General features: G+C 43.6%; 13 protein-coding genes. 7 read left to right on the top strand and 6 right to left on the bottom strand.

The annotated features are described in order from the left end of the window. From L0P88_RS07730 to L0P88_RS07755, 6 genes are all read left to right on the top strand, one after another. A complete protein-coding gene (locus L0P88_RS07730; RefSeq protein WP_247134026.1) occupies positions 1 to 1716 on the top strand; it encodes a DUF1501 domain-containing protein in 1716 nt (571 codons plus the stop codon). Positions 1717 to 1857: 141 nt separating this feature from the next. Beyond that, entirely contained in the window at positions 1858 to 3963 is a 2106-nt protein-coding gene (gene metG, locus L0P88_RS07735) for a methionine--tRNA ligase (RefSeq protein ID WP_247134027.1), read from the top strand. A gap of 23 nt (positions 3964 to 3986) precedes the next feature. Beyond that, positions 3987 to 6113 (top strand): Tex family protein, encoded by a 2127-nt coding sequence (locus L0P88_RS07740; RefSeq protein WP_247134028.1) that lies wholly within the window; start codon positions 3987 to 3989, stop codon positions 6111 to 6113. Positions 6114 to 6123: 10 nt separating this feature from the next. Beyond that, positions 6124 to 7026 (top strand): histone deacetylase, encoded by a 903-nt coding sequence (locus tag L0P88_RS07745; RefSeq protein WP_247134029.1) that lies wholly within the window; start codon positions 6124 to 6126, stop codon positions 7024 to 7026. A 22-nt stretch (positions 7027 to 7048) separates the two neighbouring features. Next, a complete protein-coding gene (locus L0P88_RS07750) occupies positions 7049 to 7900 on the top strand; it encodes a phosphatase PAP2 family protein (RefSeq protein WP_247134030.1) in 852 nt (283 codons plus the stop codon). A 56-nt stretch (positions 7901 to 7956) separates the two neighbouring features. Further along, entirely contained in the window at positions 7957 to 8478 is a 522-nt protein-coding gene (locus L0P88_RS07755) for a ferritin (RefSeq protein ID WP_247134031.1), read from the top strand. 20 nt (positions 8479 to 8498) lie between these two features. On the opposite strand, the gene L0P88_RS07760 is transcribed toward L0P88_RS07755, so the two are convergent. The 6 genes from L0P88_RS07760 to L0P88_RS07785 all read right to left on the bottom strand — a co-directional run bounded on the left by L0P88_RS07760 (position 8499) and on the right by L0P88_RS07785 (position 11646). Then, positions 8499 to 8846: a hypothetical protein gene (locus L0P88_RS07760; protein ID WP_247134032.1), complete on the bottom strand. Its 348-nt coding sequence runs from the start codon at positions 8844 to 8846 to the stop codon at positions 8499 to 8501. 134 nt (positions 8847 to 8980) lie between these two features. Further along, entirely contained in the window at positions 8981 to 9313 is a 333-nt protein-coding gene (locus tag L0P88_RS07765) for a single-stranded DNA-binding protein (RefSeq protein WP_247134033.1), read from the bottom strand. Between the two features lie 382 nt (positions 9314 to 9695). Continuing rightward, a complete protein-coding gene (locus L0P88_RS07770; protein ID WP_247134034.1) occupies positions 9696 to 10355 on the bottom strand; it encodes a GNAT family N-acetyltransferase in 660 nt (219 codons plus the stop codon). 9 nt (positions 10356 to 10364) lie between these two features. Beyond that, positions 10365 to 10520 (bottom strand): hypothetical protein, encoded by a 156-nt coding sequence (locus L0P88_RS07775; RefSeq protein WP_247134035.1) that lies wholly within the window; start codon positions 10518 to 10520, stop codon positions 10365 to 10367. A gap of 200 nt (positions 10521 to 10720) precedes the next feature. Then, positions 10721 to 10882 carry a hypothetical protein gene (locus L0P88_RS07780; protein WP_247134036.1) on the bottom strand — a complete coding sequence of 54 codons (162 nt, stop codon included), beginning with the start codon at positions 10880 to 10882 and terminating at the stop codon, positions 10721 to 10723. 290 nt (positions 10883 to 11172) lie between these two features. Beyond that, a complete protein-coding gene (locus L0P88_RS07785; protein ID WP_247134037.1) occupies positions 11173 to 11646 on the bottom strand; it encodes a lipocalin family protein in 474 nt (157 codons plus the stop codon). A gap of 279 nt (positions 11647 to 11925) precedes the next feature. On the opposite strand from L0P88_RS07785, the gene L0P88_RS07790 reads away from it, so the two are divergent. Next, a complete protein-coding gene (locus tag L0P88_RS07790) occupies positions 11926 to 12483 on the top strand; it encodes a hypothetical protein (RefSeq protein WP_247134038.1) in 558 nt (185 codons plus the stop codon). Positions 12484 to 13139: the final 656 nt, after the last annotated feature.

Here is a 13139-nt window from a genome sequence, read left to right on the forward strand (position 1 = left end):
ATGTGCGATACCCACCATACCCACGATAATTCCCCCTACAAAGGCCTTGAACACGAAGGCCATGATCAAGAACACAAAAACTGGAGCAGGCGTTCCTTTATGCAAGCATTGGGAATAGCCGGTTCTGGCTCCATGTTTTTGGGCAGTAACCTATTATCTGCCTCAGGACCTTCTCCTTTAATGTCCGCTATCAACCAAGCCCAAACGGATAATATCTTGGTGCTGATACGGTTAAATGGAGGTAATGATGGTTTAAGTACCGTTATCCCTATTCAACAGTATGATACGTATGCCAATCAAAGGCCAAACATCTACATTCCGGAAAGTAAGGTTCTAAAATTAACCGATGATTTTGGAATCCCCTCGTACATGAACGCTTTGGAACCCCTTTGGGGCCAAGGGCAGTTCAAGGCCGTACACGGTGTTGGATATGAAAACCAGAGTTTGTCCCACTTTACTGGTTCCGATATCTATGCCAATACGGATTTGACCACTACCGGATTTAGTGGTTTGAATACGGGTTGGATGGGAAGGTATTTTGAGAATATCTATCCCGACTATCTGATCAATCCACCGGAAGCCCCAGCGGCCATTCAAATTGGAAACATTGCCAATTTGGTTTTCCAGGGCGATGAGACCAATTATGCCTTCGTTACCAATAATATCGATCAATTGGAGGAAATTGCGGAAACCGGATTCTTCTACGATATCGCCACTGCGCCTTTTGACAATTGTATGTATGGCGACCAATTGCGGTTCTTAAGGGGGGTAGCGAACACGACCTACGAATATGCCGGTAAAATCCATGAGGCCTATGAGCGGGGACAAAACCAAGTGGAATACCAGGACAATGGTTTTGCCAGACAGCTGGCCTTGTTGGCCCGACTTATTAAAGGGAACCTTGGAACCAAGGTATATATGATTTCCATGGGTGGTTTTGATACCCACGGAAACCAGCCTTTGGCCCATGAACGCCTCATGTCCACATTGTCCATTGCCGTAAATAACTTCTATGAGGATTTGGCATTTACGGAACAGGATAATAAGGTGATGAGCATGACGTTTTCCGAGTTCGGGCGTCGAATTTTTGAAAATGGATCCAATGGCACCGACCATGGAAAAGCGGCCCCAACATTATTCTTTGGATCCGGCCTTGACGGAAGTGCTTTTGTAGGTGACCATCCATCCCTGGATCAGCCCAACGGCCGCGGTAACCTGGAATATACCATGGATTTTAGGAATCTCTATGGAACCGTATTGGCTGAATGGCTTTGTGTGCCAAGAGCGGCAGTGGAACAGCACCTACTTGGCTATCAATATCAAGCCATTGACCTTGGTTTCAATTGTAGTGGTGAAACCTTTGATGAAATTGCCATGGACAACGATCCACCCACCTTACCGGACACTCCCCCAAGGGACGACGAAGAAGGTATCGCCAGCGAGGACCAACGTTCCCAGGTGGTTCATAGACCTTACTATCCAACGGATAACAACCCCCATATCTATTTGGAAATGCCCTTTAGCGCCCATGTGGATATTCAACTGTACAATATCCTCGGACAAAATGTAGGAACCGTTTACAATGAAATGGTTCTGGAAGGTGCTGCGGAAATCAATATCCGTGAACGGGTACGGGGAAGTCTTTCCACTGGCAAATACATTTATCAAATTAACGTTGCGGACCAGAAAATGAGTAAATCCGTAATGATCATGTAGGGAAAATCATTTTTTTTCCAGAATCCCTCGACTGCGTAGTCCCCCACCCCAATTTGGATGCGCAGTTCGAGGGTTTCCTTTTTTGGGCCACGCCAATTTACAGTGGTAAAATCGCTATTTTTGCGGCTTAAATTGGTCCATATGTCCCTAGACAATCCTTCTAGAATTACCATAACGGCTGCATTGCCCTACACCAATGGCCCCATACATATCGGTCACTTGGCAGGGGTGTATGTGCCCGCAGATATCTATGCCCGTTACCAAAGGCTTCAGGGGAAGGATGTGGCCTTTATTTGTGGAAGTGACGAACATGGGGTGGCCATCCCTATGAAGGCCAAAAAGGAAGGGGTTTCACCAAAGGAGATCATTGATAAATACCACGCCATCATCCAAAAATCCTTTGCGGAATTCGGAATTTCCTTTGATAACTATTCCAGAACTTCGGCCCAGGTGCATCATGAAACCGCATCGGACTTCTTTAAAAAATTGTACGACCAAGGGGATTTTATAGAGGAGGTCACTGAACAATTGTACGATGAAGAGGCAAACCAGTTTTTGGCAGACCGTTTTGTGACCGGTACCTGCCCCCGTTGCGGATATGAAGAGGCCTATGGCGATCAATGCGAGAATTGCGGTTCTTCCTTAAATGCAACGGACCTGATCCATCCCAAGTCCACGCTGTCAGGAGCCGTTCCCACCTTAAAGCACACCAAACATTGGTTTTTACCTTTGGACAGGTATGAAAGCTTTCTAAAGGAATGGATTTTGGAAGGCCATAAATCGGATTGGAAACCCAACGTTTATGGCCAATGCAAATCCTGGATCGATGACGGCCTAAAACCCCGGGCGGTAACCCGCGATCTGGATTGGGGAATCCCGGTGCCGGTGGAAGGAGGCGAAGGCAAAGTGCTGTATGTCTGGTTTGACGCCCCTATCGGTTATATTTCCTCCACCAAGGAGTGGGCCAAAAGAAAAGGCACGGATTGGGAGCCCTACTGGAAGGACAAAAACACCAAATTGCTGCACTTTATCGGTAAGGACAACATTGTATTCCATTGCATTATTTTCCCCAGTATGTTAAAGGCCTACGGGGATTATGTGCTTCCGGAAAACGTGCCCGCGAATGAATTCTTGAACCTGGAGGGAAACAAATTGTCCACTTCCAAAAATTGGGCGGTATGGTTACATGAATATTTGGAGGAATTTCCCAATATGCAGGATGTACTGCGGTACACTTTAACCGCAAATGCACCTGAAACCAAGGACAATGATTTTACCTGGAAGGATTTCCAGGCCAGGAACAACAACGAATTGGTGGCCATCTTTGGAAATTTTATCAATCGGGTGGTGGTATTGACCCATAAGTATTATGAGGGTATTGTTCCAGAAACTTCGGAGTTCAACGAGGTGGACCAACAAACGCTGGCATTACTTCAGGGTTTTCCATCAAAGCTTGGGGATTCACTGGAGCGCTACCGTTTTCGGGAGGCCAGTCAGGAATTATTGAATCTCGCCCGTTTAGGGAATAAGTACCTGGCCGATGAGGAACCTTGGAAATTGGTGAAGACCGATGAAGGGCGCACCAGGACCGTAATGTACGTTGCGCTCCAAATTGCCGCAGGACTGGCAGTGTTAAGCGAACCTTTTTTGCCCTTTACTTCCACTAAATTGAAAGAAATCCTCAGCATAACGGAAAATCGCATTGAGAACGGTTGGAGTGCCATTTCGGAAAACGAAACCTTACTCCCGTCCGGTCACAGAATCGGAAAGAGTGAACTGCTTTTTAGAAAGATAGAGGATACCGAGATTGAAGCCCAGTTGGCCAAGCTGGAAGCTACCAAACTGTCCAACGCTTCGACTACCCTCAGCACAGGTACTTCCGATGGTGCTGATGGGAATCCATTAACTCCTCAAAAAGAGACCGTTGTTTATGACGATTTTGCGAAAATGGACATGCGCGTAGGGACCATCCTGGAAGCCGCGAAAATACCCAAAGCCGATAAACTACTGGTATTAAAGGTGGATACGGGATTGGATGTACGAACCATTGTTTCCGGTATAGCCGAAAGCTTTGCCCCAGAGGAAATCATAGGCAAACAGGTGACCGTATTGGTGAATCTTGCCCCAAGAAAGCTCCGTGGCGTGGAGAGCCAGGGAATGATCCTAATGACTGAAAATTCCGAAGGTAAATTGGTTTTTGTAAATCCGGATGAAGATAAGGTTGGAAATGGGGAGGGAATCAATTGACCCCAATTTAGAACAATCCATAAATGCAGTTAATTCCCTTTATCGCCCAACACACGGACATTCCACTAAAAAGTGTTGAAAACACGGTCCAACTTTTAAACGAGGATTGTACCATTCCCTTTATATCCCGTTACCGCAAAGAACGTACGGGCAATTTGGATGAAGTTGCGGTTGGGGCCATTGTAAAATTCAAAACACAGTTTGAAGCGCTCGAAAGACGAAAAACGGCCATTCTTAAAGCAATGGACGAGCAAGGCGTACTGACCGCGGAACTAAAATCAAAATTTGAGGCCTGTACCAATCTTACGGCTTTGGAAGATCTGTACCTGCCTTTTAAGAAGAGTAAAAAGACCAAAGCTGAAACGGCCCGTAAAAATGGACTGGAACCTTTGGCCAAAATCATCATGGCCCAACGTACCGATGAAATTGATTTTATCGCTTCAAAGTACCTGATCAGTACGGTCAAAAATGAGGATGAAGCGCTGGAGGGCGCACGTCACATCATAGCCGAGTGGATCAACGAGCGTACGGACATCCGCAACCAACTACGAAACCAACTGGAAAGGCACGCCCTTATCACTACCAAGGCCGTAAAGACCAAGGCGGACGAGGAGGCCGCCCAAAAATTCAGGGATTACTTTGATTTCTCCGAACCCTTGAACCGTTGTCCTTCACACCGGTTTTTGGCCATACAGCGTGCCGAAAAGGAAGGGTTTATTCGACTTAAGATCATGTTGGACGATGAACGCGCCATCCAAAACATCGAACGTCACATCATCAAATCAAACAATTCATGTACCCCTCATATTGAACTGGCCATAGTTGATGCGTATAAGCGTTTGCTGTTCCCTTCCTTATCAAATGAGCTTTTAAAATCGGCAAAAGGGAAAGCCGATGATGAGGCCATCCAGGTCTTTTCAAAAAACCTAAAACAGTTATTGTTGGGTGCCCCCTTGGGTGAAAAACGGATATTGGCGATCGACCCCGGTTTTAGAACCGGGTGCAAAGTGGTCTGTTTGGATGCCCAGGGCGATTTAAAGCACAATGAAACCATCTATCCCCATGCACCAAAAAATGATAGCAAAGGGGCCATTAAAAAACTAAGCTCCCTGGTAGATGCCCATAAAATAGAGGCCATAGCCATTGGTAATGGCACGGCATCGCGGGAAACGGAGCGTCTGGTAAAACGCATTGCCTTTAAAAACCCCATTGAGGTCTTTGTGGTCAGTGAAGCTGGGGCTTCCATTTATTCCGCTTCAAAAATTGCCCGGGACGAATTCCCAAATTACGATGTAACGGTAAGGGGTGCGGTTTCCATTGGCAGACGTTTGGCGGACCCCTTGGCGGAACTGGTCAAAATCGATCCTAAATCCATTGGTGTGGGACAGTACCAGCACGATGTGGACCAAACCAAGCTAAAAACCTCTTTGGATACGGTTGTGGAAAGTTGTGTCAACTCCGTTGGGGTGAACATCAATACCGCAAGTATTTCCCTTTTGAGCTATGTGTCGGGCATTGGGCCCAGGACTGCCGAAAACATTGTTTTGTACCGCAATCAAAATGGTCCTTTCAAAAATAGGGAGAGCATAAAAAACGTACCACGTTTGGGCGATAAGGCGTTTGAGCAAGGAGCCGGATTTCTTCGAATTAAAGATGGGGACCATCCATTGGACGATTCCGCAGTGCACCCGGAAAGCTATCCCATAGTTGAAAAAATGGCCAAGGATAGGAAGATGTCCTTAGGTGAAATTCTGGGAAATAAGGAAATTTTAAAAAGGATTCCACTTGAAAATTATACCACCCAGGCCATTGGACTTCCTACCCTGAACGATATCATCGAGGAGTTGGAAAAACCGGGACTGGATCGCAGGGAAAAGGCAAAAGTGTTCACCTTTGATCAGAACATTAGGACCATTGATGATTTGCGGGAAGGACAACTGTTGCCCGGTATTGTCAACAATATCACCAATTTTGGTTGTTTTGTGGACATCGGCATCAAAGAGAGCGGCCTTATCCACATTTCCAATCTTGCGGACGGTTTCGTTAAAGATGTGAATGCCCATGTAAGCCTTCACCAACAGCTCATTGTAAAGGTTTTGGATGTTGATAGGGCCCGAAAAAGGATTCAGTTAAAACTTCATAAACCATAGAAAACCCAAATTGCTAAAAATAGCGTACCATCCCATTTACAAACACCCCCTTCCGGAAGGTCATCGCTTTCCGATGATCAAATACGAGCTATTGCCCGAGCAATTGCTTCACGAGGGTACCTGTGGTCCGGATAACTTTTTTGAGCCCATACTCCCCGAGGATCATCATATCCTGAAAGCACATCAAGGGGCCTATTTTAATAGGCTGGTCGGACTTCAACTAAAACCCAGTGAGGTCCGCAAGATTGGTTTTCCGCTATCCAGGGAATTGGTGCAACGGGAGCGAATTATTGCGGATGGTACCATCCAAGGCTGTCATTTTGCCCTGGAACATGGGATTGCCATGAATATTGCCGGCGGTACCCATCATGCATATTCCAATCGTGGCGAGGCCTTTTGTATGCTGAACGATCAGGCCATAGGGGCGAGATACCTTCAGGCTAAGAAGTTGGCACAACAGCTATTGATTGTGGATTTGGATGTACATCAGGGCAATGGTACCGCGGAAATATTCCAAAAAGACAGGTCGGTCTTTACGTTTTCCATGCATGGCAAGGCCAACTATCCCTTTAAAAAAGAACTGTCCGATTTGGATATTCCCATGGAAAAGGGTACGGATGACGACACCTATCTTTCCATCCTGAAAGAAACCCTTTCCAGGGTGCTGGGTGACGTTCGTCCCGATTTTATCTTTTACCTCTGTGGCGTGGACGTGGTGGCAACCGATAAATTGGGGACCCTGGGGATGACCATTGATGGTTGTCGGGAGCGGGACCGTTTTGTGCTCCAAACCTGTAAGGACCATGGTATTCCCGTACAGTGCAGTATGGGCGGTGGCTATTCCCCCAACATCAAAACCATTGTGGAGGCCCATGCCAATACCTTTCGTCTGGCACAGGAAATATTTTTTTAGTTTTGGGGCCTGAAATCATCAAATGAACAATTGGAAAGTTAGCATTCTCGTATTTTTTATTGCTGTAGTGGGCCATGCCCAGGAACTTCAAATCAATGCCGATAGGGGAAACCTCTGGAGGAATTTCACTTATGACATGGAAAATGTCTTTGGGGGAATTGGCTATTCCTATAGTCGACCATTTCATTGGAAAGGCCGGCAATGGGCCAATTTTGGGTACACCATGGCGGGCACGGCACTTCTTTTTACCGTTGATGACGAAGTGGATGAGTGGATCGATGGCTTCCGGGATGATGTTCCACAATTCGTAAAGGACTATGGGAACGAATATGGAAATCCCGATAAAAACTATATGTTGACCGGAGGCGTTTATCTGGCCGGCCTTTTTACCAAGAGCGAAAAGCTTCGGAGGACCGGGGTGCTCCTGATTTCCTCTGCAACGGCAAGTGGTTTTCTGCAACAGGTAAGTAAACGCATCATTGGGAGGGCGAGACCTAAAAGTGGGGATTCCTCATTTACTTTTGACCCTTTGCATCTAGATCGGGTATTCAACTACGATTCCTTCCCTTCCGGACATGCCATGCTGGCCTTTACCAATGCCTACGCCATAGCCAAACAGTTTAAAAGCCCTTGGATAAAAGCTGGCCTTTATACCATTGGGTCGATTCCCGGTTTGGTTAGGGTTGTGGATAGTTTTCATTGGATTTCGGATGTGGCCTTCAGTACGGTGTTCAGTATATTCGTTGTGGAATCCATTGACCGTTATCTAGACAGAAAATATACCGAAAAGTACAATCCGGAGCGTAAAGAGAGCACTATCAGTTGGAACCTGACCTTTGGTGCAAACCGAATGGGATTGGTGGTACAATTCTAAAAAGGAACGTGCAACGCTCTGTTTCCATTTCGTAATTTTGCAAAAAACAATTTCCTATGTTATCCCAAAAGCTCGAAAAAGCACTAAATCATCAAATTCGAATAGAAGCGGAATCCTCACAGGTTTATCTTTCCATGGCATCATGGGCCGAGGTGAACGGACTTGAGGGCGTGGCAGGTTTTATGTATGGCCATTCGGATGAGGAGCGCATGCATATGCTAAAATTGGTCAAGTATGTCAATGAACGCGGTGGCCATGCGCAAATCTCGGATCTTAAAGAACCTGAAACCGAATTTGGATCGTTACAGAAAATGCTTCAGAAATTGTATGACCACGAAGTATTTGTATCCCAGAGCATCAACGAATTGGTCCATATCACCCTTGAGGAAAAGGACTATGCCACCCATAACTTCCTACAGTGGTACGTAGCCGAACAATTGGAGGAAGAGGCATTGGCCAGAACGGTATTGGATAAGATCAACCTTATTGGGGACGATAAAGGCGGACTGTATTTATTCGACAGGGATATCCAGCAATTGACCGTGGAGAGCGCCGCTTCGGATACTATGGACGAATAGTTTGGAATTTTTATTTAGATTTATTTAAAATAAAAGGGTTTCGCCTTATATTTGCCCCTAGTATGGGCAAAAAGAAGCAAACCCTTAAAACAACGGATTTGGTGCTCCCTGTATACCATATATTTTCCATTGAGGTAGGACCGGTGTCCGATAGGGTCTTTTTCCTCCAACAGTTTTTCGAATGCTTTTTGGTCCAACCAAAAGTCCTTTTCATCCTCTTCATTTAAGTTGGTCAAGGCAAGTTCGTGCGTTGCATCCTGAATTCCCAATTTTCGATAAAATTCAGGTTCCTGATCCCCAATCTGGGAAAACCCGGAAAGCGGTATGCACAGCAGCAACAAAAAGATATGTAACAAATTTGCCTTCATCGTAATAACTACGTATTAATAGACGGATAATGTTGTTAAAGGTTGCACGATTTACTTTAAGTTATTGTTAAAATCGCATTTGTAAAAAGAAAAGGGGCAAAATGCCCCTTTTATCGTTAGTCTGCGGGAAAACCCTATTTCCCCAACATCAGAAGTTCATTGCAGCGAACTTCGGTAATATAGCGCTTTTCGCCTTCTTTGGTCTCATAGGAACGGTGGGTAAGCTTGCCCTCAATGGCCACTTGTTTCCCTTTATTCAAATAATTCTCCACTATGTCAGCTAGTTTTCCCCAAGCAACAATATTGTGCCATTGGGTATCCTCTACTTTTTCCCCTTGGGCATTTTTATAACTATCGCTGGTGGCGATGGAAAATTTAGCGAGTTTGCTCCCATTTTCCAAGGTAACAACTTCTGGGTCCTGGCCCAGATTCCCAATCAACTGTACTTTGTTTTTAAGTGCGTTCATTTTTTTGATTTTTAATTCTGTAAACAGTTAATACTATCGAATGTCCCTCACTCGACAGGGCAAACATAGGGTGCCCCTAAAAAGCGAATCGGTTGGGAACCATTTATTTTCGTTTGTAAACGTTTGTTGTCGTTTGTAAACGATTTAGACACACTTTATAACGGCAACTATATACAATATTGGCCAGGGTTGGATAATATTTTTGGGATATATAATTGGGAAGTGTTTTTTTAAAATAGGTGGTTAGTTGCCTTCCTTCTTTTTGGGCACAGATACCTTTAGCACATCGTCCAGAGTATCTTCTATCTTGAGCTTCTTTTCGTACGCTTTAGGGCAGGTTTTTGGTGCCCTTCTTATCTTTCATACAGTAAAATTACATCCATCAAGCTTTCAAAATAATTAGGTCAAAATACATTAGCCTTGTTTTGAGACTTTCAACAACTATTTGTCTCATTTTAAACCTTCGCCTGCACCAATTGTAAAAACGTTGCTTTTTGCTAAGCTTTATTTTTATTCCACTGTATTTTTTTTCGTCAGTTTCGTTATCAAATAGGAATTCAAAACCATTTCGCTTGTAATATGCAATGGGCTTATCTTCATTATAAGCGTCTACTACTATATACCGACATCCTGTTTTATTAGCTGGGTCTATAAACCAATATTTTATAAAATCCATTAATTCGTCACCATAATGATTTCCTGCAAATTCTTTAGCCACTCCAAGCCTTCCTATCAGCGCACTTGGATAACTGCCCATTTGTTTAGGATAGGGTATCTTTCTGTTAAGTTTATTTCTCTTTTTATTAGGGATGAACTTTGTCCTGATGCTATCATTTGAAACCGTAAAAGCACAAACCACTTTTTTAGGGTCTTTATCCAATGTAAAACAATAAGTTTTGCCTAAAAGTTGATAAGCGTAGTCGTCACAATCATTTTTGAAGAAATCATCTAAGTCAGGATGACCACAAACAAAAGGTTCGCAATCTCCCAGTTTTTCATGATTGTATTCTTTAAAAGTACAGTTATCCGTTAAAAAACCCAATTGTAAGTATTATAGCTGGGCTTTCTTTAGAATTTTTTTGGCATTAGCGGCCTGTTTGGAGAAGTCTACAGTTTCTTTTTTCTCCAAATTACTAGTCGCTTTTTTTGCAAAACCTTTAGCAACTTTTCCTTTTAAAACAGGTATTTGTTTTATTGCGATTGCCATATTGCGATGTTTCCCAGTTGATTAGTTTAATATTCTCAAAAAATATTACGTAAATACCAATAAACTCATCAACTTTAACTTTTTTTTAACGAAATTTTGCTTACGCGTACAAATATAGTACAATGTACATGCCAAAAACAACAGGTTTACAATATTTTTAGTATGTAAGAACTGTTAAATTCGATGTTTTACAAATAACTCTAGCTGTTGCTAGTCAAATAGTTATAGCTTAAAACACGCTCTATATCCTCCAAAAACCCATTGAACCTTCCCTGGGGACTTAACGTTTTGGTATTAATCCTAGCATCGAAGTCGTCCAGATAACTACTTAGGTGTTTATCCCTCACTGATAGTAGATTCACTAAATACCTCGTTTTAGGATACTCCAGAAGTTCTCAATGGTATTAGTTTGTACATCGCCATCCACATATATGCTCAAAGCACTACAAAAGACGAGAAAATCAAAGTGGTGTGCCGTCTCTCATTAGGATAGGGCTTTGAAAAATTACCGTCGGAAAAGGGAGAAAGGTTCACTGCCACTCCCTTTTCCATCGTCCAAATCTAGGAAATATACCAATCGGATCCGAGATATTTACGATTTATTTAGTGGTACTTGAGGTTTGGACAATAGTATAATAATGGATGGCTTCCCTTAAGGGACTCTTTTCATGTGTAAGAACCTGATCCCGTTCTCGCACACTTCATCATCCTCTTCCCCTATCCGCAATATCGCCTCCGTTATATCCAATACGATAACATCGAAACTGGACATTATGTGCTCTCCACTGAACCTGCTTATATAGTCGTATTGGATGTGCAGGTTATTGGAGGTAAATTTGTAGTCCCCAAGCTCTATGTCCTCAATCTCGCAATCCGCCACATTTTCCCCAAAGTACCTTGTTATCTCAAATGTATTGTCCACAAAGAAGGTCCAGGTCGTCAGTTTATGGCATCCCGTCACCTCCGTTTCGTCGATCATGTCCTCCCCGTTGCACCTATCGGCGATATACTCCTGTCTCCATGACCCTACCAGTAATGTTGAGTCAGTTTCTTCTTGTACGTTCCCATTGTCCCTGTTGCACGATAGCGCAAATAGGACTGTCATAGTGTAAATGATTCTTTTCATCTATTGGTTTTTGTTCCCTCACGGCCCCGATAAGAGAAGGTTTGAAAAAAAGAAGCGTGGGACTGAACCGCACGCTTTAAAGGTATCGCCAGACACCCGAACACAATACGGACAGCCCACGCCCATACGGGCGCAGCGTTCTATCCATATCCTCCGTGTTCCTTTAAAACTGGCGATTTCTTAAAACAAGAATACGATTACGCTACTATGCCTTGATATTTTGGGCAATTTATCTCATCGATTCAAGCAAACAAAATATTTTGTTCTATTTTGGTGGGCATGGCATCAAATACCAATAACGACAAGATTATAAAAAAGATAATCCGCCTGACAAGAAAAAAGGCCCCAGACCATACCAACTTTTCTATTTACGAACTGTTTGAGGAAATAAAGCTTAAAAACAACGAGCGGGAATACTTCAAGAACAACTATATGGATATTAGGGCTATGATGGTGAATAGTGATAAACTTGAGATGAAAACTCACAGGATGAGCCGTTTGACACCTGCGGAAATCGAAAAAAGGAATCACAAAAAACTACGGAACATCATCCTGCGAAATGCTACGTGGCAAAACTTAATTGCCTTTATCGGTGTTTTAGCTACCGTTATTTTTGGGACCTTGAATCATCTGGCGAACAACCGTATCGGTAGCTTAGAATCCGTAAACGCTGATTTGAAATCTGAAGTTGTTCTTTTGAAGTCCGCAAATGCTAGTTTAGTTGAAGATAACAATCGTTTAGTTCTTCAGGTTGGGCGTTGTATCGATTCAATAGTTGAATGTGAAAGAACGCTGTCACAACAAGTGCCGCGAACAAAATCCAAAAGGACCGATTAGACCTATCCCTTTTTTCTAAGAATCCCATCTAGTCAAGTTTTTTTGAAGACGCCCGTCCCATTTTGTATATAGTTGCCCAATCATGAGATTCCTTTTCAGGTTCACCAGGGTTTCTTGCTGTCTCTTAGAAATGCCCTTCCGCTACCAAATACAAAAACAGCAATACTCCAACCAACGATTTGCATAAACCAATCGCGTCCTAGCTGATGTCTGACAAGGGCATCTGGTTCGAGCAATAAATACGGAGTCCTTTTTATCAGGGGTAAAAGACTTGGAATGAGAAAAACGGCTATTGCAATACTTATCAGAATAAGCAATACCCCAAATATCTTTTCCAGTAATGAAAGCATACAATTACGTAAGTTAGGGAAATTCCAAATTTCTGTCCCATTTAGTATATAGTTGCCCTTTACTGCGCTAAAAACCCATTTTTGGTTAAAAAGGCATCTCGTATCCTTTGCCGTAACGCCCTGTCCCCTGCTGCGCCTCCATTAAAAAAATGCCCAACTCCTTTATCGAATCCTCCCAAGGGACGCAATCCCCTTTAATTTAGAGATGGGCATTGCTTTTATGGTCACCATCACGGTAGTTGGGCAATTCCGGTCGGAATGGGCCAGTTCTGCTTTCTTTTGAGGTCCTTTTATCCGAATATTCCC

The sequence above is a fragment of the Muricauda sp. SCSIO 64092 genome (assembly GCF_023016285.1).
GTDB lineage: Bacteria > Bacteroidota > Bacteroidia > Flavobacteriales > Flavobacteriaceae > Croceivirga.